The sequence below is a fragment of the Microbaculum marinum genome, from assembly GCF_037855135.1.
Lineage (GTDB): Bacteria > Pseudomonadota > Alphaproteobacteria > Rhizobiales > Tepidamorphaceae > Microbaculum > Microbaculum marinum.
Genome location: NZ_JAZHOF010000004.1, coordinates 432,528 through 456,871, shown reverse-complemented (window position 1 = coordinate 456,871; position 24,344 = coordinate 432,528). Strand labels below are relative to the sequence as shown.

The window sequence follows — 24,344 nt, the reverse complement described above, 5'->3', positions numbered from 1 at the left end:
GCTACGCCCCCGATTGTCCGGCCTTGCGAGAAGCGGCCTTCTCCTGGCTGCCGAGCGCAAGCGCCACCTTGTTCATGAATCCGGAATCGTCACCCGCAGCGAGCATGCCGGCACTGTCGGCCGCCGCCACGAGCAACGGGCCGAGCCAGTCCTTATCTGCCTTGGAGAAGTCAGAGAGGACATGTCGCTGCACGCGGTCCTTGTGGCCGGGATGGCCGATGCCGAGCCGGACACGGCGGAAGTCGGGGCCGATATGGGCGGTGATGGAGCGGATGCCGTTGTGACCCGCAGCCCCGCCGCCGGTCTTTACGCGCACCTTGCCCGGCACCAGATCCAGTTCGTCGTAGAACACGATCACCTGAGCGGGCGAAAGCTTCAGCCAGCGCATTGCCTCGCCGACGGCCCGGCCGGATTCGTTCATCCAGGTCATCGGCTTGAGCAGCATCACCCTGGAGTCGCCGAGGTTGCCCTCGGCGACCTGTCCCTGAAAGCGGCTGCGCCAGCCCGCGAAGCGGTGCAGATCGGCAATGGCGTCGACAGCCATGAAGCCGATATTGTGGCGGTTTCCGGCGTATTTCGGTCCGGGATTGCCGAGACCGACCATCAGCACCATGGGTCCGATCACCACTCCGGCGGGCCGGACGGCGATCACTCTTCGGTGTCGCCGTCTTCCTCCGCTTCCTCTTCGGCCTCGGCCTCGGCGGCTTCGGCTTCCTCCGCTTCCTCTTCCTCGCTCTTCAGCGACGCGGGAGCGGCGATCGTGGCGACCGTGAAGTCGCGGTCGGTGATCGTGGGCTCGACGCCTTCGGGAAGGGCAATTGCGGAGATGTGAAGCGAGTCGCCGATGTCCAGGCCGGCCAGATCGGCGACGATCTCGTCGGGAATCTCATCGACCGGAGCCATCACCTCGATCTCGTGACGCACGACGTTGAGCACGCCGCCGCGGCGGATACCGGGGCAATCCTCTTCGTTGAGGAAGGTGACCGGGATCTCGACCGAGATCTTGGCGCCCTTGGTCAGGCGGAGGAAGTCCACATGGACAGGGAAGTCCTTGACCGGATCGGTCTGGACGTCGCGCGGCAGGGCGCGGATCTTGTTGCCGTCGACCTCGATCTCGAAGACGGTCGTCAGGAAGTGACCGCCGCGCAGCCGCAGGCTGATGTCGCGAAAGTCGAGTGTGATTGGGGTAGCAGGTTCCTTGCCGCCGTAGATAACGGCGGGAATTCGTCCAGCGCGGCGCTCTGCACGGGCGGCCCCCTTGCCGACCCGTTCGCGCGCCGCCGCCTTGAGCGAAACGGTCGCGGACATCGTGATCTCTCCTCGAAACGAAACGGCCGACCTTGCTGGGCCGGCGCATGTCAAAAGCCCGTCTCCTCCAGGGGTGCGGACGGGCACGCAGGCCAGCTTATACAATCAAGTTTCGCGGATGACAACGCCGAGCGGATATGCAGTTCTGTCCTGGCTCATCTTGTGCAAGGGGACGATCTGCATGCTCCGGATCTGGGGTCGCAACAGCTCGATCAACGTACAGAAGGTCATGTGGACCGTCGAGGAGCTCGGTCTCCCCCACGAGCGCATAGATGCCGGCGGCGTCTACGGGTTCGTCGACACCGATGACTATGTCCGGCTCAACCCGAATCGCCTGGTGCCGACGATCGACGACGACGGCTTCGTGCTGTGGGAATCTCATGCGATCGTCCGGTATCTCTGCGCCAGGCACTCGGCCGGCCGTCTGTGGCCGGACGATCTGCGGGTGCGGGCCGACGCCGATCGCTGGATGGAGTGGATGGAATCCGTTATCGTCCCGTCGCTTCGCCCGGTGTTCTGGCAACTGATCCGGACCAGGAGCGAGGATCGGAATCCCGATGCGATCGCGGCCGGCGTGGCGGATCTGGCCCGGCAGTTTGCCATCCTCGACACAGCGCTGGCGGACCGGGACTTCGTCGCCGGTGACAGCTTGACCATGGGCGACATCCCGATCGGCTGCGCGACCTATCGGTATTTCGGTCTCAACATCGAGCATCCCTCGCTGCCCAACGTTGAAGCGTGGTACCAGCGTCTCACCGAGCGCCCGGCCTTCCGGGTGCAGGTGATGATGCCGATAACCTGAACTCACGGGAGAGACGATGACTGAAGAAGACCGGGTATTCCTGATCACCGGAGCCTCCTCCGGGATCGGCGCGGCAACGGCTCGCCATGCTGCGAAGGCCGGGTTCCGGGTCGTGCTGGCGGCGCGGTCGATCGACAAGCTCGCCGCGCTGGTCGAGGAACTGGGCGGCCCCGACCGGGCGCTGGCGGTGCAATGCGACGTGATCGAGTTTGACGACCAGAAGGCGATGGCGGCCGCCGCATTGGACGCGTTCGGGCGGATCGACGTCGTCCTCGCAAATGCCGGGGTCGGATCAACATCAGCGGGAATCGAGAACGGCGACCCGGCCAACTGGCGCGACATGATCCGCACCAATTTCTACGGCTGTGCCCTGACGGCCAAAGTCTGTCTGCCGGAACTGCGCAAGCGGCGCGGGCACATTCTGCTGCTGGGATCGCGGGCCGGCCGCATGCCGTTGAAGGGGTCGATCTACGGGGCCACGAAATGGGCCGTCACCGGGCTCGGCCACAACCTGATGGAAGAGCTGGAGGGGACGGGAGTACGCTGCACGCTGATCGAACCCGGAATGGTCGATACGCCCTTCTTCGAAACGCCCAAGCCCGACGCGCTGCGGCCCGACGATGTCGCGGCATCGATCATGTACGCCGTGTCGCAGCCGCCGAATGTCAGCGTTTCGGAAGTCCTGGTGAGGCCGACGCCGCCGACGCAATCGTGACGAACGGAAAGCCCTGCTGACACAACGATGTCAGCAGAGGGCTTCTAAAAGGACGCCAACGCGACGGAAATCGGACGCCGGCTGCCATGGCAATCATCAGTCACATCACACTGGGCACCAACGACAAGGCCCGCTCTGCCGCGTTTTACGACGCAGTGCTCGGGGCGATCGGGTTCGAGAGGTTGCCCAAGCCGCCGGAGAAGCCGCTGGCCTACGAAAACGCCGGCGGCATGCCGACAATCTACATCTACGAACCGGAGGACGGACGTCCCTCCACATGGGGCAACGGGACGCATGTCGCCTTTGTCGCCGAGTCGCGGCCGCAGGTGCACGCCTTCCATGAACTGGCGCTTAGGAATGGCGGCATGTGCGAAGGGCCTCCCGGCCCGCGCCCGCATTTCGGCGACACCTATTATGCTGCCTATGTCCGGGATCCGGACGGAAACAAGCTGCAGGCCGTCTGTTACGCTCCGGACTGAACCGGCCGTCGTGTCTTAAGGACGCGGGTCGGGAAAGCCGTGCGCGGAAGCGCCGATCGGCTCAGTCGAACAGGCTCGAGACGGATTCCTCACTGGCGGTCCGGCCGATCGCTTCGCCGATCAGCGGGGCGATCGACAACAGGCGGATGTTGTGGGCGACGCGCACGGCCTCGGTCGCCTGGATCGAATCGGTGATGACCAGTTCGGAAAGCCGCGACGCGGTGATCCGCGCGACGGCGCCGCCGGACAGGACGCCATGCGTGATGTAGCCGTAGACGGCGGTCGCTCCCTTGGCGATCAGCGCATCGGCGGCGTTGCACAGGGTGCCGCCCGAATCGACGATGTCGTCGACGAGGATGCATGTCATGCCGTCGACGTCGCCGATGATGTTCATGACTTCCGATTCGCCGGGCCGTTCGCGGCGCTTGTCGACGATGGCGAGCGGCGCGTCGATGCGCTTGGCGAGGCCGCGGGCCCGCACCACGCCGCCGACGTCGGGCGACACCACCATCAGCTTCGACAGGTCGAAGCGTTCCTTGATGTCCCGCACCATCACGGGCGAGGCATAGAGGTTGTCTGTGGGGATGTCGAAGAAGCCCTGGATCTGTCCGGCATGCAGATCCATCGTCAGTACCCGGTCCGCCCCGGCCCGGGTGATCAGGTTGGCCACCAGCTTGGCGGAAATGGGTGTGCGGGCCGCGGGCTTGCGGTCCTGCCGGGCGTAGCCGTAGTAGGGTATCACCGCGGTGATCCGTTTGGCCGACGAACGCCGCAGGGCATCCGTCAGGATCAGCAGTTCCATGAGGTTGTCGTTGGCGGGAAACGACGTCGACTGGATGACGAAGACATCCTCGCCGCGAACGTTTTCCTGGATCTCGACGAAGACCTCCATGTCCGCGAAGCGGCGTACCTGGCATCTTGTCAGCGGCGAATTGAGGTAGGCGGCGATCGCTTCGGCGAGGGCCCGGTTCGAGTTGCCTGCGACGAGTTTCATCGGATCATGCTCTGGTCCCGAGCCGTGGAGGGTGCCACGTCATGTGCGACGGTCGCCACGCGGGCGCGCAGCGCGGGCTAAATAGCAAGGCCTCGGAGAAGGCGCAAACGCGAATCGGAGAAGACGTTGGCTGGCAGCCGTCCAGGCACCGCCGGATCGGACGCGGGCGGCGGTTCGCGCCAAGCCGACGTTGCGCAAGGATCCGGCTATTGCGGCATCAGTGCGAGCACGCCTGACGCAGCGGACGCCGCCGCGGTCTCGGCCGACGACCCCCACGCGTCGTCGAGGCTGCCCTGGGCGAACTGGGCGATCTGCCGGACGCTGCCGAGGGCGTTTCCTTCCGTGTCGGCAACCGACCAGATGATGGCGACGACCTGGTTTCCGCTGACCGGTGGAGCGATGGTCGCCTCGCCGCTTATCAGGTACTCCGCGTCGTCGCGGGTCGCGACACGCGCTCCGCCTGCGGCCTCCAGCTGCTCGGACAGCGAATGTGCGAGCGCCTTGGCACCGTCTCCGGTCGCGCCGGACACTTCTGTGAGGAAATAGGTGAACCGCGGCGGTACCGGCAACTGCGCCGCGGTCGTCTGGGACTGCGAGGACTGGCGCAACGTGGCGGTTGCGGCATCGGGTATCCGGTTCGCACCGCCAGTGGCAATGGTACGGGTCTCCGTCAGCCCGGCCCGCGTGCCGGCCGTGGAGACGGGCTCGAGGGAGGCCGTCGCGCCGGCCGGCATGGGATCTCCGGCGACCGCGGTTGTCGGCGCCCCCTGGTCGATCCACTGGCGAAGTCCCTCGGCGGTGGCGCGGGCGATCGTTTCGAGCGTTTCGTCCGGGATACCCGACCATGGGTCGGGGAGGGCGGCGGGAACCGTTTCCGCGCCGGCGATCCGGTGCACGCGCGCGCCGGTGGTGTCGAAGATGTCCCAGATGTAACTGACGCGGGTCGAACGGCCTTCCGTGACCGCACTGAAATAGCCCTTGATGCGGAAGCGGACGTCGGGCTTGTCGCGACCGGTGATCGGCAGGTGCATCTGCGCCGCGCCGGCCCCCAGTTCGGTTGCGAGAATGGTGGCGCGGTCCTCGGGAATGCCCACGACGGGCTCGAATGCGAGCGCGATGTCGGTGGCCGGCGTCGCCTGGGCGGCTGGCGGAGACGTGCCGTCGGGGACGGTTGCCGATGAGGTGGCGCCGTCGGTCTGGCAGCCGGCGAGCAGCACTCCGACGATCGTCACGGCGATGCAGTTGGTGCGGCGCGTGCCACGGAAGAGTCGTCGGAACACCATGCTCCTGACCGTCGACCTGTCTCTGTTCGTCCGTTCCGACCCCCCACCCGGACCGGTCTCGTAGCCCTATTTCACCTCGAGGTCCAGCGAGGCGCGTGACAGCACCTCGCTTCCCGTTTCCGTCACCAGCGACGTCCGCCCGAGGCACATGGCGGTGCCGGTCGTGGAATCCATGATGATCATGTGCGCGAACATCACCATGCCCGGTTCGAGCACCCAGGGATTGCCGTCGTAGAACATCGGCCAGTCCATCCAGGAGGGCGTGAACTTGGCGCCGAGCGAATAGCCGCAGGCCGCCAGTCGATGATCTTCGACGCCGTGCTTGTCCATGACGCGGGCATGCGCCTGATAGACGTCTCCCGCACTGCGCCCGGGTGCGATCGTAGCCTCGACTTCGTGAAGCGCTTCCGCGGCGGCCGCGTGCAGTTCCAGGTGGCGCGGCGTCGCTTCGCCGATGCACACCGTGCGCATCAGCGCGGCATGGTAGTGACGATAGACGCCCGCCCATTCCAGCGTGATCTGATCCCTCGGATCGAGCTGTCGCCGGCCGGCCTTGTACCGGCAGAGCAGTGCGTCGCGGCCCGAGCCGATGATGAACTCGTTGGCGGGATAGTCGCCGCCGCCGGCAAAGATTGCCCCCTGCATGGCGGCCAGGATATCGCCTTCATCGGCCCCCGCTCCGATCTGCGAAAGGGCCGCCTCGTATGCCCGGTCGCCCAGCTCCGCGGCCTTGCGCACATAGGCCAGCTCGGCCGGGGACTTCACCGCGCGAAGCCGCGTGACGAGGCCGGAGGCGTCCTCAAGGGTGCAGAAGCCGTCGAGAGCAGCATCGACGGCCCGGCCGTTCGCTGCCGTGAGGCCGTAGCTCTCGTACTCGATGCCGAGGCGTTTGCCGGCAGTGCCGAGCGAGGACAGCATGTCCTTCAACTGTCCAGCCGGCGTTGCGCCGGCTGCGTCCCTCCAGATGCGGATATCGTCGATATTCGAGGTGTGCTGCGCCTGTCTCAGGTCGGCCGAACGTGTCAGCAGGGCCGTCGTGCCGGCCGTGTCCACGTAGAGGCACTGGAAGAAGCAGAATCCGAACGTATCGTAACCCGTCAGCCAGTACATCGATTCCTGGGCGAACATCAGGAGCCCGTCGAGGCCGGCGGCATCGAGTGCCGCGTCGAGCCGAGCGCGGCGGGCGGAGAATTCGGCGGGGTCGAAGTGCAGCGCCATGGTCAATCCAGTGCGATCGCGGAGATCAGGCGGCCGTAGTCGGATTCCTCCCGATGGGTGGTGCGGCGGAAGGAGAAGAAGCGATCTTCCTCGCCGTAGGTGCACAGGCCAAGATCGATGACTGTGCCCACTTCGGCGCTGCGCAATCTGGCCGCGGCATAGGCGGGCAGGTTGAAATGCGGTCTATCCTTGCCCGCCGGCATCTCGAACCATCGCGCGTTGGCGGGGTCCGCGTCGATGAACGTCTGCATGAAGTCATGCCCCACCTCGTAATTGTCCTGCGAGATCGTCGGGCCGATCACGGCGATGATCCGGTCTCTGTGCGCCCCGAGGCCTTCCATTGCGTCGACGGCGGATTCGAGCACCCCGCCGAGCGCGCCGCGCCAGCCGGCATGGGCCGCGCCGACGATCCGGGCGTCCGGATCTGCGAAGAGGACCGGCGTGCAGTCGGCCGTGGAAATCCCGATCGCCAGCCCGGGAACCCGGGTGACGACCGCATCGGCGTCGGGGCGATCATCGTCGGTCCAGGGTCGCTCGACGTTCAGGGTGACGGCGGAGTGGGACTGCCAGGGCGTCACGAGCCGGTCGCGTGGCACCTCCATCGCGTCGGCGACGCGGCCGCGGTTCTCCGCGACCCGGGCCGGATCGTCCCTGGAGCCCAGTCCGATGTTCAGACTGCCGTAGATGCCTTCGGAGACGCCGCCGTGGCGGGTGAAGAAGCCGTGGCGGATGCCGGGCAGGGCAAGGGCGGGAGATTCGATCTTCATGGACGCGATCTGACTGTCGATTCTGGCAGGGGCGTGGCGGCAACGGTGGTGCGGACGCGCAGGGCTGTCAAATCGGACGCTAGCCTGTTTCGAACGGCGGCGGCGCTGGAAGGTCCGGCGAGTTCAGCGCGAGGACCTTGAACAGGGTGCCCATGCCGCCGGCGCCGGTGAGGCGCTCGAGCGCCAGCGTCAGGTCGCGGCCGTCGGCGCCGGATGCCCGCAGGCGTTCCGCGCGCAGTCCGATGCCGAGCGCGGTGAGGAACGAGCCCTGCGTGATCGGCCCCCAGGCTTGCGCGCCGGCGGCGACCGCTGCACGGGAAAGTTCAGCGAAATCAACGTGCGCGGTGAGGTCGGCCTGGCCGGGAGAGACCAGCGGATCGGCGAACTGCCTGCCGCGCAGCGCCTGCAGACTGTCGCCGTGGGCGGCTTCCCGATAGCCGTAGTCGATGACCAGGGCGAGGCCGGGATGGCTGGACAGGCGGCGGCCGATCTCCCCGGCGACCTGTCGGGCGGCGGGATGCGTTTCGATGATGGCGCCCTCTTCGGCGACGCGCAGGCGAAGCGGGATATCGGCCGCGGGGACCTGCGGCCCGTCGATGAAACACAGGTCGCCGCCGGGGCCGGTGCCGACCATCCGCTCGCGCCAGATGCCGTCGCGCATGACGTGCTGGCGTATCGGCAAAGCGTCGAAAAACTCGTTTGCGACCAACAGCATGGGTCCGGCGGGCACCGTCTCGAGGGCGTCGTGCCAGGTGGCGGTGAAGCCGTGTTCGTTGAGGCGGTACTGCTGCGCCCTGCGCAGGCGCGGGCTGGTTTCGACCAGATGGATGTCGACCGCCTCGAGCAGGCCCGGCACGACCTTGAAGGTACGCAGCATGTCGAGGACGAGCGTGGCACGGCCGGGGCCCAACTCTGTCAGAAGCACTGTCGTCGGTGTGCCAAGACCCTGCCATCCGTGTGCCATGACGGCACCAACGATCTCGCCGAACATCTGACTGACTTCCGGCGCGGTGGTGAAGTCGCCGGAGGCGCCGATCGCGGGCTTGGCCATGTAGTAGCCGTGCTCGGGGTGGCCGAGGCAGAGCGCCATGTAGCGATCGAGCCGCATCGGCCCGGTCGCGGCGATCTCGTCGCGTATCAGACGTTCCAGCGCGGTCACGCGGGCGTTCTCATCGGCCGGCTCAGGGCGACGGCGGCGACGGCGGCGCCGATCAGCACCATCGGGATCGACAGGGCCATGCCCATGGTCAGGCCGCCCCAGAGGAACCCGATATGGGCGTCCGGCATCCGGAACTCCTCGCCGACGATGCGGGCAACGCCGTAGCCGACCAGGAAGGCGCCGGTGGTCAGCCACGGCCGGCGCAGGCTCTCGAAGCGGTGGGTGAGCAGGCGCAGCACCAGGAACAGGATCAGGCCCTCCATCGTCGCCTGGTAGAGCTGGCTGGGGTGACGCGGCTCCGGCCCGGCGAGGGGGAACACCATCGCCCAGGGGACGTCGGTGACGCGGCCCCACAGTTCGCCGTTGATGAAGTTGGCGAGGCGCCCGAGCATCAGCCCGATCGGGGTGGCGGCGGCGGCGATGTCGGCGAGCGCCGAAACCGGCCGGCCGCGCAGGCGGGCGAACAGCAGCACCGCAAGGACCACCCCGATGAAGCCGCCGTGGAAGGACATGCCGCCCTGCCAGAGCTGCAGGATCTGGGCGGGATGGGCGGCGAAATAGGCCGGATTGTAGAACAGCACGTAGCCGAGCCGGCCGCCCAGCACGATGCCCAGCGTCGCCCACAGGATCAGGTCGTCGGCATCGCGCTTCTGCAGCGGCGAGGGGCCGCCCCAGAGCCGGGCATTGCCGACCAGGCGGATCATGTACCACCAGGCAAACAGGATGCCGCAGACATAGGCCAGCGCGTACCAGCGGACGACCAGCGGACCGAGTTCGACGGCGACCGGGTCGATCGCGGGAAAGGGCAGGACGAAAAGCGACATGTGACTTCCGAGATCGCAGACCGGTTTCGCCGGCAGTCTCGGCCGGCACGACGGCGCGAACGAATTGCCGGGGACCGCGCCGCAGGGAGCATTAGGACGTGCTCCGGAAGGAGGCAAGGCGGCGGTCCGCCGACGGCCGATCGCAACACCATGGGGCGGGCTTTCCGGCGGCCGCTCCGGCAGCGATCCGCGGCGCCGCGACTGCCAAGGATTTTTTTCCGGAGCATCGAACCTGAAGCCCCGATCCGCGTTCTCCTGTCACGGTCGCGTGCCGCTGCGCAAGGGAGCCCTAGAATGTCGAACCAGATCCACGATTTGACGCCGGTATATGGCGAAGCCGCCTATCTCGACGATGACGAAATGGAGCTCATTCGACGCACCAGGGGACACCGGTTGGCCGTGCTTCCCGACCGGGAACTTCCCGGTCTCGTCCGCGCACTTTCCGACCGCTGCATGAAGATCCGAGGCCGTCTCAAGGGGGAGGGCGGCGCAGCGCCCCAGACCGATACGCTTGCCACGGCCCTTGCGAGCAAGCTGGACATTCTCAGCGCTGGCGTGCGGCGCGCCGCCGCGGAAGGCGAGCGGCGCAACATGCCGCTGGACTCCGCCGATCTCAACGCGTTTGCGGAGGACCTTCTGGGCGTCGACCTGGACCGTGCACCGCATCGTCGCGGGTCGGCTGCGAAGTTCGCCAGGACAATGGCGACGCCGCGAGTGCGCGAACGGATTCTGCGGACCCCCGCCCCTGGCCACGAGCGATGCCAGCCGTAGCCGGAGCAGGTTGAAAAGCGGCCGCAACCGCCAACGCGGGCCCGCACGCGAGGCTCCGTTCACTCTCCGGGATCGCAAGGAAACCGCACCGGCGCGCCGTTTCGGCGGCGCCGTGCGGTCGCAAACTGCCTTGCGGATGCCGCATTACCCTGCCATATACCGAACGCCGGTGCGGTCCGCGGTGGAACGCACCCTCAGGAATTCGGTCAGGACTGCCCACACCGTTGGGGGCGAACAGTTGCCTATCCCGAACATCTGAGACTGTCGGGCTGTACGTCGCAGCCCGGGCCTTTGGTTGGATATCGACGGAATTCGGGACAGGAGCTTCCCATGCGCCAGAACGGCACCGTGAAATTCTTCAATCACTCGCGCGGATTCGGCTTCATTACGCCGGAATCGGGCGGGAAGGACGTGTTCGTGCACATTACCGCGCTCGAGCGCTCGGGCCTGCCGGCCCTCGACGAAGGCACCAAGGTGAGCTTCGAAGTCGAGGAAGACCGGCGCGGTCGGGGTCCTCAGGCGGTCGGTATCGAACTCGCCTGATTGGCCCGGCGACACGGGATCTGAGGGATTAAGTCAAACGCCGCTGGAGAGATCCCGCGGCGTTTTTCTTGGGAGGCGGCCCCGCCGGGAGCGCACGGTCGCCCCACCATATTTGCGGCCGTCGTCCTTGAAGTTGCCGGCCGCGATGCCCATTGTCTGCGTGTCCGTTTCGGGACGAGCTTGACAGGAAGGAGCCAGGTGCTCCGCGCACCGGGAACCAGGATGACCCAGAGCAACAACCGGATACTCGACGAGTTCGCGCGTTTCATGACCGATGCCGCCGGCATGGCGAAGGGCGTGCGTTCGGAAGTCGAAACGGCCGTACGCACGCAGGCCGAGAAAGTGCTGCGCGATCTCGACGTCGTGCATCGCGAGGAATTCGAGGCCGTCAAGGAGATGGCCGCAAAGGCCCGTGCCGAGAACGAGACCCTGCACGGTCGGGTCGCCGCGCTGGAGGCTGCCGTGGGCATCGCCTCTCCTGAAGCGAAGAAGACGCCGACGCGAGCGGCCGCGGCGAAGCCCAAGACCGCGACGCGCAGCACATCGGCCAGTGCCAAGCGCTCAAGCCCGGCCAAAAAGAAGCCGGCCACAAAAAGCGCTGCGACAAAATCGAACAACCCCTGAATGCATTCCGCCCTTGCGCAGCACGTGGGCCTTGCGTTACGCACTCGCGACGGCATCGTTAACAGCGCGTTAACGCAAAAGATCCATAACATGTAGCCGACGCCGTTTCGGCCACGATATATTGGCTTTATGCCGCGATTCGTTTTTGCGCAGCGAAGAGATACCTCCCGGGCAGCGGATCCCGGTCCAACCGCAGCGCCATGTCGCGAGGCCGGCCTTTGCCGGCCCGTTTTCGTTCATTCTCCCGGTTCAGGCCGGCGGATGCGCTTCACCTCCCCAAGCTCAGCCACGAGGAGCAGGCCATGACACTCGTCGTCGAATTCCAGACCGAACGCCTGATCAATCCCGTAGATACCATCGAGCAGATCGCGGCGGTGAACGACTGGGCCTTCGACCGTTCGGGCGACCATGAAATAACCATCTCCGTCGCTGGCAACTGGACCGACTACCACATCTCCTTCACGTGGATGGACGACCTGGAGGCGCTGCATCTGGCCTGCGCCTTCGACCTGAAGGTGCCCGACGTGCGCAGGCGCGAGGTGGTCGACCTGATGGCGCGGATCAACGAGCAACTGTGGATCGGCCATTTCGACCTATGGGCGCAGGAGGGCGTCGTGATCTTCCGGCATGCCCTGCCGCTTGCCGGCACCGAGACCAGCCCGCGCCAGTGCGAGGCACTGCTGGATGCCGCGGTCGATACCTGCGAGCGCTATTTCCAGGCCTACCAGTTCGTGGTCTGGGCCGGAAAGACGGCCGAAGAGGCGATCGAGTCGGCCCTGTTCGAGACGGCGGGCGAGGCGTGAGCCTTCAGTCCATCGGTCCGGTCCTGCTGGTCGGGGCCGGCAAGATGGGCGGGGCGATGCTGGAGGGCTGGATCGACCGGGGCCTCCCGGCCGAACAGATCTGCGTCCTCGAACCCAATGCCGCCGCCGAATTGCGGGCAACCGCCTCCGGCCAGGGACTGCGCCTGAATCCCGAAAAGCCGAACGCGCCGCCGCCCAAGGTCGTCGTCCTGGCCGTAAAGCCGCAGGTGATGGACGACGTGTTGCAGGACGTCGTGCGATACGTGCCCGAAGACGCGGTTGTCCTCTCGATCGCCGCCGGCAAGACCATCGCCAATATCGCCGCGCATCTGCCCAAGGGGCAGCCGATCATCCGCACGATACCCAACACGCCCGCCGCAATCGGGCGCGGCATCACCGTGTGCGTGGCAAACGGCGTCGTCTCCGACGAACAGCGCGAGGCGGCCGGCGAGCTGCTCAGCGCCTGCGGCGAGGTGGCCTGGATCGAGGACGAGGGGCTGATGGACGCGGTCACGGCAGTGTCCGGGTCCGGGCCGGCCTACGTGTTCCTGCTGGCCGAGAGCCTGGCGGACGCCGGCGTCGCCGCAGGCCTTTCGCCGGAGCTTGCCCGGCGACTGGCGCTGGCCACGGTGTCGGGGGCCGGCGAGCTGCTGCGGGCGTCCGGCCTCGAGCCCGACGTGCTGCGCAAGAACGTCACCTCGCCGGGCGGCACGACGGAGGCTGCGCTGAAGGTGCTGATGGCGCCGGGCGCCATTCCCGATCTCATGAGGGAGGGCGTCGCGGCGGCGACCCGGCGCGGCAAGGAGCTGGCGGATTAGCTTCCGCAGTCGGCGGTCGCGTGCGATGAATAGCGGGCCGATGGCTGCGGGGGCAAACCGATGATCGACCAATCGACGCTACTGACCTATCTCGCCGTCCTGCTCGGGTTCGTCTTCATCCCCGGCCCGGCTGTGCTGCTCACCCTTGCCCGGGCGACAAGCTCGGGTACGCGGGTCGGCCTTGCGACGGGAATGGGCATTGCTGTGGGGGATCTCCTCCATACCGCCATGACCGCCCTCGGTCTCTCGGCCATCATCCTTGCCTCGGCGGTCGCCTTCAGTTTCGTGAAGTACCTGGGTGCGGCGTATCTGGTCTATCTCGGCCTACGTGCGATCCTCGACAGGTCGCACCTCGCGGTGGCGACCGCTCCACCTCTCGTGACATCGTCCCAGGCGTTCCGGCAGGCGGTGATCGCCGAAGTCCTGAACCCGAAATCGGCACTGTTCTTCCTGGCATTCCTGCCGCAGTTCGTGCGTCCGGAGAATGGGTCGGTGGCGCTGCAGCTCACGGTGCTCGGGGGACTCTTCGTCCTGATGGGACTGTTCAGCACGGTCGTGGTCGCGGTCTCCGCAGGCGGCGTCGGCCGCATTCTGCGCCGCAACCCGGCCATCCTGCGGTGGCAGGGCAAGGTGGTGGGAACGATATACTGCGCCCTCGGTGTGCGGTTGGCCCTGCAGGATCGATAGGGCCGGAAGATCGCCTTCGGGAGGGACTGCGGCGGCGGCCGTGTTGCCGCGCCGCCAGATTGCGCGTCTTCGCCGCCTTGCAGGTGGGTCCGCAGCGCTTATCTTCCAAACCGGAGGTGATCCATGGCACGCAAGCCCGCCCAAAAGAACTCCGGCCCGAAGAAGATCGCCAGGGACAAGCGTCCCGATGCGATCGTCGACGCGGCGCTCGAACTGGCCGCAGAGCGGGCCTGGGAGGATGTCCGGCTGAGCGACATCGCCGAGCGCGTCGGTCTGTCGCTGTCGGAGCTGCGAGCGGAGTTCGACGGCAAGACCGGTATCCTCGCTGCCTTCACCCGCCGCATCGACCAGGCGGTGCTCGACCGGATCGATCCGGACCTCGCCGGCGAGCCGCCACGCGAGCGGCTGTTCGACGTGCTGATGACCCGGTTCGACGTGCTGATGCCCTACCGGGACGCGGTGCGCTCGATCGTGCGCAGCTTCGAGCGGCGGCCCGGCGAACTGCTGACGTGGAACCCGATCGCCGTGCGCTCGATGACCTGGATGCTGGAGGCCTCGGGCATCGACACCGGCGGACGCCTCGGCGCCGTGGCGACGCAGGGCCTGGCCATCGCCTTCGGCCGGACGGTGCGCGTCTGGCTGCGCGACGACGACGAGGGCATGGCGCGCACCATGGTGGAACTGGACCGCCGGCTGACCGAGGGCGAGCGCTGGATGCGCCGGCTCGACGGCCTGTCGGGCGTGGCGCGCGCCGTCGACCGGATGCGCCGCGGCAGGCGCCGGCGGCGCAGATACGAGGAGCCCGAGGCCGACGAGGAGGCCTACGGCACCGGCATCTGAGCTTGCCCTCGGCCGTAGCAGCGTGCTAGGCGCCGGTCGCGACCACAGGAGGGGGCGATGAGCGGCGAACCGGGCGAAACGATCGGAATAGAGGATTTCCTGAAGGTCGACATCCGGGTCGGCACGATCGTCGAGGCCGAGCCCTATCCGGAGGCGCGCAAACCGGCCTACAAGCTGCGCATCGACTTCGGCCCGGAGATCGGCATCAAGAAGACCTCCGCCCAGATCACCCGGCACTACACCGTCGAGGCGCTGGTCGGCGAGCAGGTGGCGGCGGTCGTCAACTTCCCGCCGCGCCAGATCGGCAAGTTCATGTCGGAGGTGCTGACGCTGGGCTTTCCCGACGAGCACGGCGAGGTGGTGCTGATCCAGCCCGGCCGGCCGGTGCCGAACGGCGGCCGCCTCTACTGAGGCACCCTCTGCCGAGTTCCCGAGCACGGACCCCGCGTGACGATCCGCCGACGGCGTAGTGTTCTTGGCGGAGTGTGATCAGGTGCGGGCCGCCCTCCTGGTTCGAGACGCGCTCATGCGAGCGCTCCTCACCGTGAGGGCTCGTGGTGTGCCGCATGGACAAGCAGCACGGCGGCGGCGGCTTCGCCCGGGCTCAACGCCGGAGTCCCGCTTCCGCGGGACTGAGCGGAAGGGGGCGTACGTAGCACGCGCTACCGGGTCGCCGGCTGCGGCTGTGCGAGCAGCGCGCGGACGCCGCCCGGCAGCAGCCACGCCAGCACGAAGACCACCAGCATCGATCCCGACAGCACCATGAGCAGCGCCGTCGAGGATCCCGTGCGCTCGTAGAGCACCGAGATCAGCGGCACGATCGCCGAACTGACGCCGAGCGTCAGCAGGTACTGAAGCGAAAAGACGCGCGAGCGCCACTCGGCCGCGACGTAGCGGCCGATCAGCCAGGAGGCCACCGGGATCTCGCCGAAGACGGCGAGCATCAGCGGGATCGCGACGACGATCGCCAGCGGCCCGTAGACGTTTGCCAGCACGAAGAACAGCAGCGCCTGCAGGCCGGTCATGGCGACCATGATCGGCTTGCCGCCGATCCGGTCGAGCAGGCGGCCGACCGGGATCTGGGTGAAGGCGGCCGCCGCGAACACCAGCGAGGCATAGGCGCCGATCGCGGCGATGCCGCCGTCTCCCGACAGGGCCGCGGCGACGCGTTCCTCGAAGATCTTCGGCAGGGCGACGGTGATGCCGTTGAAGGCAATGCCGCCGAACAGGCTGGCGACGAGCACGATCACGAGCACGCGGACGCGGTCCGCCCTGCTGGCGTCGAGCACCTGCGCGCCACGGCGCGCGGCCGCCTCGTGGTTCTCGGCGGCAGGCAGCCGGAGAAATGCGAGCCCGGCCGCCGCCGTCAGCAGGCCCGGCGCGATGAAGGCCGCCCGCCAGCCGAGATAGCCGGCGATCAGCCCGGTGACGCCGGCGGCGGCGGCGACGCCGAGATTGCCGTAGACGCCGTTGACGCCGAGGGCCCGCCCGGTCCGGTTGGCCAGCCGCACCACCATCGCGGTGCCGACCGGGTGGTAGATGGAGGCGAAGGCGCCGATCGCGGTGAGGCCTGCGGCGAGCGTCAGCGGTCCCGTCGCAAGTCCGGTCGCCACCGACGACAGGCCGATGCCGACGAAGAAGATGGCCATCATCGGCCGGCCGCCCCAGCGGTCGCCGAGCCAGCCGGCGACCGGCGTGCCGAGCGCGAAGGCGACGAAGCCGGGCGTGCCGAGCGCCAGCGCCGCGCCGTAGGACATGTTCCAGGCCGGATGGATGGCCAGCACCGCGGTCGAAAAGATCAGCAGGAAATAGTGATCCAAGAAATGGGCGACGTTGACGAACAGCAGCGTGCGGCGCATTGCGGGCCTTCGGTCTGGTCCCCGCATGGCGGGGCGGCGTATCGGGCAAACATGGCGGCGGGGCATCGTGCCGACATCGTGCCCCGGGCTGTCGCAGTCTAGCGCCCGCCGCCGCTACACGCTTGCGCAGGAATGCCGGTTAGTGTCGAATTCGTGCCAATGTCGGACCTGCCGGACATCGAGACCTTCGCCAGCGACTATCCCCGCGGCAGCGGCGTCGCGCCGCATGCCCACGATTTCGGCCAGGTCGCGTTCGCCCGCCGCGGCGTGATGCGCGTCGTCGCGCGGGGGGACGGCGGCAGGGTCGGCGACGGGCATGCCGAGACCAGGCGGGGCGGCGTCTGGGTGGTGCCGCCGGGCCGGGCGCTGTGGATCCCGGCGCGGGTGCCGCACGAGGTGCAGTGCCGCACCGAGGTCGCCATGCGGACGGTCTACCTGAGGGCGGACCGGCGGCTGCCCTATCGCGACGCGCTGGCGGTGCTGGAGGTGACGCCGCTGCTGCGCGAGGTGATCCTGCGGCTGGTCGAGGGGCCGGTGATCGAGGGGCCGGCGGGCGGGGGTGAGCCGGGGGGCGACGACACGCGGCCCCACCTGGTGGCGCTGCTGGTGGCGGAACTGGGCGCCGCGCCGACGGTGCCGCTGCACCTGCCGCAGCCGCGCGACCCGCGGCTGGAGCGGATCGTCGCCCGGCTGATGGCCGAGCCGGCGGCGCGCGGCACGCTCGAGGACTGGGCCGCCGCCGCCGGCATGGCGCGGCGCAGCTTCGCCCGCCGCGTCGCCGCGGAGACCGGCCTGAGCTTCGGCGCCTGGCGGAGGCGGCTGCGGATGCTGCGGGCGATCGAGCAGCTCGCCGCCGGCGACCCGGTCACGGCGGTGGCGCTGGAGACCGGCTACGACAGCGTCAGCGCCTTCATCCACGCCTTCCGCGGCGAACTCGGCGTGACGCCGGGGCGCTACTTCGGGGGATGAGCGGCGGCCGCCGGCGCCCGGTCCCGGTCGAGCCGCATCATGATCGGCGTGACCGCCACGCCGTGCAGGAAGATCGACATCAGCACCACGCAGCAGACCGTCACCCAGATCACCTGCGCCTCGGCGAACTCCGCCTGCCCGAGCGCGTAGGCGACGTAGTAGAACGAGCCGAGGCCGCGGATGCCGAAGAAGGCGATGGCCAGCTTCTCGCCGTGCGGCGCGGGGTGGCCGAGCAGGCTGAGCCAGCCGCACAGCGGCCGCAGCACCAGCAGGATCGCGACCGCGACGACCACCACGGGCCAGCTAAGCGCGCTGAAGATCGTGCCCTCGGCGATCGCCGCGCCGAAGCACACCAGCAGCACCATCATGACCAGGCGCTCGATCTGCTCGGAGAAGCTGTGCAGGTCGCGGTGGTAGCTGTGGCGCCGCTCGACGGCCCGGAACGCCACCGCGGCGACGAACACGGCGAGGAAGCCGTAGCCGTGGGCGAGCTCCGTCGTGCCGTAGGCGAGGCAGGTGATGCCGAGCGCGGCGAAGCCGTCCTGCGACTGCGACAGCGCCGCCCGCTTCGACAGCCGGAAGGCGAGGTTGCCCATCACCCAGCCGCCGACCCAGCCGATGGCGACGCCGGCGCCGATCTTCCACAATACGCTGACCAGCAGCCAGTCGACCAGGAACGGCTCGCCCGAGACCTGCGACAGGGCGATCGCGATGGCGAGATAGACGAACGGGAAGGCGGCCCCGTCGTTGACGCCGGCCTCCGAGGTGAGCGCGAAGCGCACCTCGTCCTCCTCGTCCTCCGCGCCCGATTGCGGCGGCCCGACCTGCACGTCGCTGGCCAGCACCGGATCGGTCGGCGCCAGCGCCGCGCCGAGCAGCAGCGCGCCGGCGACGCCGAGCCCGAGCACCGCCCAGCCGAGCACCGAGACGCCGAGGATGGTGATCGGCATGGCGATCAGGATCAGCCGCCAGGTCAGCCCCCAGCTGCGCCAGCCGAGCGGCCGGTCGAGCTTCAGCCCGGCGCCCATCAGCGACACGATGACGACGAACTCGGTCATCCGCTCGGTGACGTAGCGGTTCTCCAGCGGGTTGGCGAAGTCGATCGGCAGCAGCGGGTTCCAGGCCACCAGCACGCCGATGCCGATGAACACCATCGGCAGCGACATCGGCAGGTTCTTCAGGAGCAGTTGCAGCCAGGCGGTGAGCAGGATGACGGCGCCGAGGATCGCCAGGAAGAGGTTGTACCAGTCCACGTGTAGTCCCTGTGTTGGTGGCTTCGACGGTAACCCGACCCAAAACCGCCATCCCATCGGGGCTCGTGCAGCGGCCGCTTTGCGCCCCATCTAGGTCGTTAGCATTCGGAACTAGGTATCCCGAAGGTGGTCATTCACTGCAGTTCGGCAATCACCGCGATGGCGTTGAAGCGCTTTTTGCGTTAACAAATTAGGAATCAATATTCCCTATATTTTCCCGCTCTGGCGAAGGAAAAAAGGGGAACTGATGGCGCCGGTCGCAACAAAAAGTGTTGCGAGCCGGAAATTTGTGCTTTGGAGGCGGCAAATGGAGGACTACTCACGAACAGTACTCCGTTTCGGTGGCAACCCAAAGTCCTTAGTTGACCTTACCGCACACTCGCCTGACACACTCCCATATGCAACGCTGACGGCCGCACGCAGCGCCGGCGATCCTGATCTAGCGAACTTGGCGGCCGTATACGAATGGCAAGATCGTCCCCTGATATTTCTTGTTGATGGGGTGGCGCTGGATTCAGACCCAGAGAAGATTGGACGTATTAGACGCATTGTAGCAATGCGAGGTGATGCGCCATATCTCGGCGTCGTCTCACCGGGTCGCCTTAGCGTTTACAGCGTGGGGCTTGAGGGAGATTTATCGAAAGCGGCGGTCGAAGTTGGGCAGTCCGACAGCGATGACGCAATTTTCATTCCTTACCTTGCCAACTTGCGACCACAACTGCCCAAAAGCTCTAGCTGGATAAGTGACGTAATCCTTCGTTTGCTAACGGGTGCGCTAAATGACTTATCTGCCTTAGGGATTTCGGACGAAGACGCAATCTCCCTAAGTGGCCGCGCACTGTTTGTGCGATTTCTTGTCGACCGGGATCTTCTGCCGAGTTCAATGCTCCCGGACTCGCCGGACGGTGTGGCGGCTTTGTTCGACACGGCGTCCCGCGCGATATCTACCTCGCATTGGCTGGATGAAACCTTCAACGGCGATTTCCTTCCACTATCAGATCAGAGCGTGAAGGCTCTTCCTGCCGAGGCATTTTGTGTTCTGGGCAATATATTGCGGCGGGCGCCAAACGGGCAGCTATTGCTTGGATGGCAAGAAAGCTGGGATCGTTTGGACTTTGCCCACATACCTGTAGGTGTCTTGAGCCAAGCCTACGAACGCTATTTGAGTCATCGGCAACCTGCAAAGCAGCGAAAAGAGGGAGGCTACTACACTCCTAGGCACATCGCCGATTTAATGGTGCAGGGTTCATTTGCGGCACTTCGATCGGAGATGAAATTACACAAAGCGAAGGTGCTTGACCCGGCAGCGGGGGCAGGCGTCTTCCTACTAACAGCCTTTAGAGAACTAGTCGCAGAGCGCTGGCGATACGATAAGCGGCCAGACACGAAGACGCTGCGGGATATTCTGTACAATCAAATCACGGGCTTCGATATCAACGAATCTGCGCTTCGATTTGCTGCGTTGGGTCTCTACCTGATGTCGATTGAACTAGACCCCAATCCCGAACCTGTCGAAAAGCTTCGGTTTAAGAACCTGCGTCCCAATATCCTTCGAAACCTAAATGACGACAGGGTTAGTCCCGAGGTGGATGGACTCGGCAGCTTGGGAGACGCGGTCGGGGATTCTCACAAGGGCTCCTACGATCTAGTGATCGGTAACCCCCCTTGGGCAACTTCCACGAAATTGCCGAACTGGGAAAAAGTTCAGCTTCGAGTACGTGCCATCGCTGCCGAACGAACTGGCCAAGAAGACATTCAGGCGCCAATCCCAAATGAAGTCCTGGACTTGCCTTTTGTATGGCGGGCAATGGAATGGGCGCGGCCAACGGGCCAAATTGCATTTGCACTTCACGCGCGCATACTGTTTCAGCGCGGCGAGACGATGCCAGACGCCCGAAACGCCCTTTTTGGAGCGTTGGACGTTACAGGAATCGTGAATGGCACGGAATTGCGCTTTACGAAGGTCTGGCCGGAAATCTCGGCACCCTTCTGTCTTTTATTCGCGCGGAACTCCGCGCCGTCTGCTGGGGCGGCATTTAGGTTCACAAGCCCCCACTTGGAACGCAATCTAAACAATGGTGGATCGTGGCGCATCGACGCAAGCCGTGCCGAAATTGTTAGCAACCAAGACGTCAGGTCACGTCCTGAGATTCTAAAAATCCTGTTTCGAGGAACGCGTTTGGACCTCGAGTTGTATGATCGACTCCTTTCGCTGGGATTCTCGACGCTTGGTGACTACTGGAAAGAGCTATTCGGCGTCTGTAATGGAAAAGGCAATTTCACCGGGAACGGCTATCAACGGCTAAGGCAGAGCAGCGAACTCAACAAAGCTGACAGTCTTCCCGGTGTTCCGGCAGATTACCTGCATGGTCTGCCGGAATTGCCGACTGGGCACCCACTGAGTCTTGAACTCGACGTTCAGGGCCTTCCCAAGTTTACCGCGATGCGCATCCATCGCCAAAGACCCAGGTCCATTTTCAGCGGCCCCATCCTAGTTGTAGGCGAATCCCCGCCCGTCGCCTCGGCGCGAATCAGAACTTCTGTATCCCTGCAAAGCCTTGTGTATAATCAGAGTTTCCACGGTTACAGCACGCATTCACATTCAGATGGCGTCAGGTTCGCTCAATATCTTGCGCTGGTATTGGGTAGTAAGTTCGCCCTATGGCATGCGCTTGTGACCAGCGGACGCTTCGGTTTTGAACGAGAGGTAGTTGAAAAGTTTAATCTCGATGAGATTCCGATCCCGCCATTTGAAACTCTATCGACCGCGGACAAGTTCAAAATTTCCGAATTATTTGAGGAATTGGCAAAAACAGAAAGCGACAAGATTTGGCAAGACGTGGATGAGTGGGTAGCCGACAAGTTCAAATTGACGAAAGATGACTTGCGGGTGATAGGCGACACGCTGGGATATCATCTGCCCTATGCTGCGAACATCAATCGAGCACAATCTCCCACCTCAATGAATCAGCGCGTTGAATTTGGCCATTTTCTTGCTGACGAACTAAAGCCGTGGGCTGAGAGATACGGCATTCCGCTGAAAGTGGAATTGATGCACTCGGCTTCAAATTCTCCTTGGTGTTTTGTTCGGATTTCTAAATCTGATCAGCGTGACAACAGCCAAAATCCACTTTCCGAATTTACCATACAGTGGGCCGACGAGCTCGCTGCCACTGAATGCGTGCTACAGGATGACCGCCTACACCAGATAATCTTGGGACGCCTAAACCAAGCGCGGTACTGGACCTTCAGTCAGGCGCGTCTGACCGCACGACGATTGATCTGGGAGAACATCGACTTTCTGGCCGGGGCAACTTCAAATGACGATTAGTGCGTTGCGACCCCGCCCCGACCATATCGCCGAACTTACAAAGGGAGTGAGTCTTCCCTTGGAGCCCATTTCGCGACTGCACATGCAAATTGTGGCAGAGACAGTTAGTCGAATCTGGATCGAACTCCGCAGCGCGCACAACGAGATGCTTTCCGTTGGAACCGAGGCGGAAATCAATGCGCTTCTGGAAGCAAAACTAAATGCGCTTTATGGCAATGACCCAATTTGGTCCCAACTGGTGGCCACGGTCGCCCGCGGAAAAGAAACACTAAGCTACAACGGTTTGCATCTCGAAAAGCGACCGGACCTGTCTATATTTCTTACAAGGAGACACCCTTCATTCCCAATTGTTGTGGAATGTAAAATAGTCGACAAAAACGCCAGAAAGGGAGTTGACCTGTATTGTGCCAACGGAATTGCGCGGTTTGTAAAGGGGGAATACGCATGGGCTAATCGGGAAGCCATGCTGTTCGCCTTCGTAAGGGATGGCGCAACGATTGATGGTCAGCTATCGGCACATCTGTATAACGCGTCGAGACAATCCGCAGACCCGTGTCAGACTCTTTGTTTGCCGAAGCAGCTAGCGGGAATGTCATCCGACACGCGAGCGTCTAGTCATGCGCGGTCCTTTAGCTATCAAGCGCCGAACCACACGTCTCCGCCCGGTGTCATTGAACTCTGGCACTTGTGGCTGGCTTAAGGGCAACGCGTTGGCCGTTGACCGAATTGCAGCTTTCCTGAGAAGTCGCCAGTCCGCTCCCGGCCCCAAATATGCCGTTCGTGGATTGCGCAGCGAACGACTACTTCCCGCCAGTTTCGACCTTGTGCCGGACGGCGCGAATGTCCGGTCTACAGGGGTCTAGAAACAACCTCAGATGACCAATATGGGGCGCGACGCATCCGCAGAGCAGATAGTCCGTCGATAGCGGCTTGGAACCTGAGCCCGGCCGCGTTACGCGACCATCACTGAAGCTGCCGCCTCAGCCAGTGCCGGAAGGTCCTGAAGGCCGGGCGGTTCTTGTGGTCGGCCCAGCACAGGTAGTAGTGGCGGATGTTACGGGCCGGCCATTGGTCGTCGCCGAGCAGTTGCACCAGGCGGCCGCTGGCCAGGTAGGGTGCGGCGTAGACGTGGGGCAGCCATGCCACGCCGTGCCCGTCGAGGGCCGCCACCAGCGTAAGCGCGCTCGGCAGCCGGGTGATGCGCGGGTGGGTGTGCTCGCTCAAGCCGTGGTCATCGAACCAGGCGGACATCTCGCTGTCGCGGTCCTCGTCGAGAATCCATGGCAGCCCGGTGAGGTCCTGCGGCGTTCGCACCGAGACGCCCTCCAGGAGCGAGGGCGCCGCCACGACGACGTGTCGGCTTTCCAGCAGCCTTTCGCAGTTCAGCCCCGGCCAGGTGCCGTCGCCATGCCGGACGGCGGCGTCGAAGTCGCCATGGGCAAGATCATGCACCGTCGCGTCGGCGTTGATGCGCAGATCGATGTCCGGGTGACGCTGGACGAAATCGCCGAGGCGCGGCAGCAGCCAGTACTGGGCGAAATGCGGGGTGACCGTGATGTTGAGGACGTTCTCGTCACGCCGGAACCACTCGATGTCACCGGCCATCGCCCTGAAGTTCCGGAGTAGACTGTCGGCCAGGTCGGCGGCGTCGGGCAGCATGACCAGGCGACTGCCGGTCCGGGTGAACAACTTGCGCTGCAAGCGGTCCTCCAGGGACCTCAGGTGCTGACTGACCGCCATGGGTCACGTGGAGCGCCTGTGCGGCAGCGCCGACGGAGCCGGTTTCATGCACCGCCGCGAGTGCACGCAGGGAATTGAGTGGCAGCCAGGCGATATCGGTGCGTTTTGTCATGATAGGAAAACTAACAGGTCTGCAGCTTTTCCGACAAGCCTGCCTCGTCGTGAAATGCTAGATTTTCAGGGAAATGCAACTGGAGGCGTTTCCCATGGCATACAGTTTTTCTCACAAGTTAGGCCAATGGCTCTCCGCCCGCCGGCGTCCGGCATCCGGCATAGACGCGGAGACCGTTCACAGGATCCGGGTCCAGAGTCGAATCGAGCGGGCGAAAGTCATTCGCCGGGGCCTCGCCCTGCTCAAGCAGATGGCCAGGGCGGCTCCGCCGGGCGGGAGCCTCGATGCCCGACACCACGGAAGAGCGTGACTGCGAGAGACGGGCGCCTGTGGTCGCGGCAGCAGCTATGCCGAAGTCCGCCGGCGGTCTCGACCGGTGCGGCGGTCGCCGTCGCAGCGGCGTCCGTGACTGCGCCAGCCATTCCCATGGAACCTCTGTCCGGCC

The 24,344-nt window shown here is 65.4% G+C and carries 23 protein-coding genes and 1 pseudogene; 13 read left to right on the top strand and 11 right to left on the bottom strand.

Annotated elements, in window-relative coordinates:
* Position 1 precedes the first annotated feature (1 nt).
* Together pth and V3328_RS12155 are read right to left on the bottom strand one after the other, a co-directional pair.
* The gene (gene pth, locus V3328_RS12160) at positions 2 to 652 is read right to left on the bottom strand and encodes an aminoacyl-tRNA hydrolase (protein ID WP_340329926.1); all 651 of its coding nucleotides are present in this window, start codon (positions 650 to 652) and stop codon (positions 2 to 4) included.
* On the bottom strand, positions 649 to 1,308 hold the full coding sequence (locus V3328_RS12155) for a 50S ribosomal protein L25/general stress protein Ctc (protein WP_340329925.1): 660 nt from the start codon (positions 1,306 to 1,308) through the stop codon (positions 649 to 651). The genes pth and V3328_RS12155 overlap by 4 nt, the downstream gene beginning before the upstream one ends.
* Positions 1,309 to 1,489: 181 nt before the next feature.
* On the opposite strand from V3328_RS12155, the gene V3328_RS12150 reads away from it, so the two are divergent.
* The 3 genes from V3328_RS12150 to V3328_RS12140 all read left to right on the top strand — a co-directional run bounded on the left by V3328_RS12150 (position 1,490) and on the right by V3328_RS12140 (position 3,304).
* A complete protein-coding gene (locus V3328_RS12150) occupies positions 1,490 to 2,110 on the top strand; it encodes a glutathione S-transferase family protein (protein WP_340329924.1) in 621 nt (206 codons plus the stop codon).
* Between the two features lie 16 nt (positions 2,111 to 2,126).
* Positions 2,127 to 2,825: an SDR family oxidoreductase gene (locus tag V3328_RS12145; RefSeq protein WP_340329923.1), complete on the top strand. Its 699-nt coding sequence runs from the start codon at positions 2,127 to 2,129 to the stop codon at positions 2,823 to 2,825.
* A gap of 86 nt (positions 2,826 to 2,911) precedes the next feature.
* On the top strand, positions 2,912 to 3,304 hold the full coding sequence (locus tag V3328_RS12140) for a VOC family protein (protein WP_340329922.1): 393 nt from the start codon (positions 2,912 to 2,914) through the stop codon (positions 3,302 to 3,304).
* Positions 3,305 to 3,365: 61 nt separating this feature from the next.
* Here V3328_RS12140 and V3328_RS12135 read toward each other — a convergent pair whose 3' ends face one another.
* The 6 genes from V3328_RS12135 to lgt form a co-directional block, all read right to left on the bottom strand.
* Positions 3,366 to 4,298, bottom strand: coding sequence for a ribose-phosphate pyrophosphokinase (locus tag V3328_RS12135; protein ID WP_340329921.1), 933 nt, complete (start codon positions 4,296 to 4,298; stop codon positions 3,366 to 3,368).
* A 206-nt stretch (positions 4,299 to 4,504) separates the two neighbouring features.
* Positions 4,505 to 5,578 carry a hypothetical protein gene (locus tag V3328_RS12130; protein ID WP_340329920.1) on the bottom strand — a complete coding sequence of 358 codons (1,074 nt, stop codon included), beginning with the start codon at positions 5,576 to 5,578 and terminating at the stop codon, positions 4,505 to 4,507.
* A gap of 69 nt (positions 5,579 to 5,647) precedes the next feature.
* Entirely contained in the window at positions 5,648 to 6,799 is a 1,152-nt protein-coding gene (locus V3328_RS12125; RefSeq protein WP_340329919.1) for a M24 family metallopeptidase, read from the bottom strand.
* 2 nt (positions 6,800 to 6,801) lie between these two features.
* Positions 6,802 to 7,566, bottom strand: coding sequence for a peptidoglycan editing factor PgeF (pgeF, locus tag V3328_RS12120; RefSeq protein WP_340329918.1), 765 nt, complete (start codon positions 7,564 to 7,566; stop codon positions 6,802 to 6,804).
* A 79-nt stretch (positions 7,567 to 7,645) separates the two neighbouring features.
* Positions 7,646 to 8,725, bottom strand: coding sequence for a class I SAM-dependent methyltransferase (locus V3328_RS12115; RefSeq protein ID WP_340329917.1), 1,080 nt, complete (start codon positions 8,723 to 8,725; stop codon positions 7,646 to 7,648).
* Complete coding sequence (gene lgt / locus V3328_RS12110; RefSeq protein WP_340329916.1) at positions 8,722 to 9,549, bottom strand: prolipoprotein diacylglyceryl transferase; 828 nt, start codon at positions 9,547 to 9,549, stop codon at positions 8,722 to 8,724. Before lgt ends, V3328_RS12115 begins: the two co-directional genes overlap by 4 nt.
* A gap of 294 nt (positions 9,550 to 9,843) precedes the next feature.
* Between lgt and V3328_RS12105 the strand changes: the two genes are divergently transcribed.
* The 8 genes and pseudogenes from V3328_RS12105 to V3328_RS12070 all read left to right on the top strand — a co-directional run bounded on the left by V3328_RS12105 (position 9,844) and on the right by V3328_RS12070 (position 15,046).
* Complete coding sequence (locus V3328_RS12105) at positions 9,844 to 10,320, top strand: hypothetical protein (protein ID WP_340329915.1); 477 nt, start codon at positions 9,844 to 9,846, stop codon at positions 10,318 to 10,320.
* A 330-nt stretch (positions 10,321 to 10,650) separates the two neighbouring features.
* Positions 10,651 to 10,863: a cold-shock protein gene (locus V3328_RS12100; RefSeq protein WP_340329914.1), complete on the top strand. Its 213-nt coding sequence runs from the start codon at positions 10,651 to 10,653 to the stop codon at positions 10,861 to 10,863.
* Between the two features lie 222 nt (positions 10,864 to 11,085).
* A pseudogene (locus V3328_RS12095) lies at positions 11,086 to 11,326 on the top strand (accessory factor UbiK family protein); the annotation flags it as partial.
* 463 nt (positions 11,327 to 11,789) lie between these two features.
* Positions 11,790 to 12,290: a type III secretion system chaperone family protein gene (locus V3328_RS12090; RefSeq protein WP_340329913.1), complete on the top strand. Its 501-nt coding sequence runs from the start codon at positions 11,790 to 11,792 to the stop codon at positions 12,288 to 12,290.
* Positions 12,287 to 13,108, top strand: coding sequence for a pyrroline-5-carboxylate reductase (proC, locus tag V3328_RS12085; RefSeq protein ID WP_340329912.1), 822 nt, complete (start codon positions 12,287 to 12,289; stop codon positions 13,106 to 13,108). The genes V3328_RS12090 and proC overlap by 4 nt, the downstream gene beginning before the upstream one ends.
* Positions 13,109 to 13,168: 60 nt before the next feature.
* On the top strand, positions 13,169 to 13,795 hold the full coding sequence (locus V3328_RS12080) for a LysE family translocator (RefSeq protein WP_340329911.1): 627 nt from the start codon (positions 13,169 to 13,171) through the stop codon (positions 13,793 to 13,795).
* A gap of 123 nt (positions 13,796 to 13,918) precedes the next feature.
* The gene (locus tag V3328_RS12075) at positions 13,919 to 14,635 is read left to right on the top strand and encodes a TetR family transcriptional regulator (protein ID WP_340329910.1); all 717 of its coding nucleotides are present in this window, start codon (positions 13,919 to 13,921) and stop codon (positions 14,633 to 14,635) included.
* A 57-nt stretch (positions 14,636 to 14,692) separates the two neighbouring features.
* Positions 14,693 to 15,046: a tRNA-binding protein gene (locus V3328_RS12070; RefSeq protein WP_340329909.1), complete on the top strand. Its 354-nt coding sequence runs from the start codon at positions 14,693 to 14,695 to the stop codon at positions 15,044 to 15,046.
* A 251-nt stretch (positions 15,047 to 15,297) separates the two neighbouring features.
* Here V3328_RS12070 and V3328_RS12065 read toward each other — a convergent pair whose 3' ends face one another.
* Complete coding sequence (locus V3328_RS12065; RefSeq protein ID WP_340329908.1) at positions 15,298 to 16,494, bottom strand: MFS transporter; 1,197 nt, start codon at positions 16,492 to 16,494, stop codon at positions 15,298 to 15,300.
* A 159-nt stretch (positions 16,495 to 16,653) separates the two neighbouring features.
* Here V3328_RS12065 and V3328_RS12060 point away from each other — a divergent pair, with 159 nt between their 5' ends.
* Positions 16,654 to 17,463 carry an AraC family transcriptional regulator gene (locus V3328_RS12060; RefSeq protein ID WP_340329907.1) on the top strand — a complete coding sequence of 270 codons (810 nt, stop codon included), beginning with the start codon at positions 16,654 to 16,656 and terminating at the stop codon, positions 17,461 to 17,463.
* Here V3328_RS12060 and V3328_RS12055 read toward each other — a convergent pair.
* Complete coding sequence (locus V3328_RS12055) at positions 17,448 to 18,716, bottom strand: cation:proton antiporter (protein WP_340329906.1); 1,269 nt, start codon at positions 18,714 to 18,716, stop codon at positions 17,448 to 17,450. The two genes, V3328_RS12060 and V3328_RS12055, sit on opposite strands and share 16 nt — an antisense overlap.
* A gap of 307 nt (positions 18,717 to 19,023) precedes the next feature.
* On the opposite strand from V3328_RS12055, the gene V3328_RS12050 reads away from it, so the two are divergent.
* Positions 19,024 to 22,047: an HsdM family class I SAM-dependent methyltransferase gene (locus tag V3328_RS12050; RefSeq protein WP_340329905.1), complete on the top strand. Its 3,024-nt coding sequence runs from the start codon at positions 19,024 to 19,026 to the stop codon at positions 22,045 to 22,047.
* 963 nt (positions 22,048 to 23,010) lie between these two features.
* On the opposite strand, the gene V3328_RS12045 is transcribed toward V3328_RS12050, so the two are convergent.
* Positions 23,011 to 23,748, bottom strand: coding sequence for a LysR substrate-binding domain-containing protein (locus tag V3328_RS12045; RefSeq protein ID WP_340329904.1), 738 nt, complete (start codon positions 23,746 to 23,748; stop codon positions 23,011 to 23,013).
* Positions 23,749 to 24,344: the final 596 nt, after the last annotated feature.

Coding starts and splice junctions, on each gene's coding strand:
- V3328_RS12155 (WP_340329925.1), bottom strand. CDS start 1,308: ATGTCCGCGACCGTTTCGCTCAAGGCGGCGGCGCGCGAACGGGTCGGC.
- V3328_RS12150 (WP_340329924.1), top strand. CDS start 1,490: ATGCTCCGGATCTGGGGTCGCAACAGCTCGATCAACGTACAGAAGGTC.
- V3328_RS12145 (WP_340329923.1), top strand. CDS start 2,127: ATGACTGAAGAAGACCGGGTATTCCTGATCACCGGAGCCTCCTCCGGG.
- V3328_RS12140 (WP_340329922.1), top strand. CDS start 2,912: ATGGCAATCATCAGTCACATCACACTGGGCACCAACGACAAGGCCCGC.
- V3328_RS12135 (WP_340329921.1), bottom strand. CDS start 4,298: ATGAAACTCGTCGCAGGCAACTCGAACCGGGCCCTCGCCGAAGCGATC.
- V3328_RS12125 (WP_340329919.1), bottom strand. CDS start 6,799: ATGGCGCTGCACTTCGACCCCGCCGAATTCTCCGCCCGCCGCGCTCGG.
- pgeF (WP_340329918.1), bottom strand. CDS start 7,566: ATGAAGATCGAATCTCCCGCCCTTGCCCTGCCCGGCATCCGCCACGGC.
- lgt (WP_340329916.1), bottom strand. CDS start 9,549: ATGTCGCTTTTCGTCCTGCCCTTTCCCGCGATCGACCCGGTCGCCGTC.
- V3328_RS12105 (WP_340329915.1), top strand. CDS start 9,844: ATGTCGAACCAGATCCACGATTTGACGCCGGTATATGGCGAAGCCGCC.
- V3328_RS12100 (WP_340329914.1), top strand. CDS start 10,651: ATGCGCCAGAACGGCACCGTGAAATTCTTCAATCACTCGCGCGGATTC.
- V3328_RS12090 (WP_340329913.1), top strand. CDS start 11,790: ATGACACTCGTCGTCGAATTCCAGACCGAACGCCTGATCAATCCCGTA.
- V3328_RS12080 (WP_340329911.1), top strand. CDS start 13,169: ATGATCGACCAATCGACGCTACTGACCTATCTCGCCGTCCTGCTCGGG.
- V3328_RS12075 (WP_340329910.1), top strand. CDS start 13,919: ATGGCACGCAAGCCCGCCCAAAAGAACTCCGGCCCGAAGAAGATCGCC.
- V3328_RS12070 (WP_340329909.1), top strand. CDS start 14,693: ATGAGCGGCGAACCGGGCGAAACGATCGGAATAGAGGATTTCCTGAAG.
- V3328_RS12065 (WP_340329908.1), bottom strand. CDS start 16,494: ATGCGCCGCACGCTGCTGTTCGTCAACGTCGCCCATTTCTTGGATCAC.
- V3328_RS12060 (WP_340329907.1), top strand. CDS start 16,654: ATGTCGGACCTGCCGGACATCGAGACCTTCGCCAGCGACTATCCCCGC.
- V3328_RS12050 (WP_340329905.1), top strand. CDS start 19,024: ATGGAGGACTACTCACGAACAGTACTCCGTTTCGGTGGCAACCCAAAG.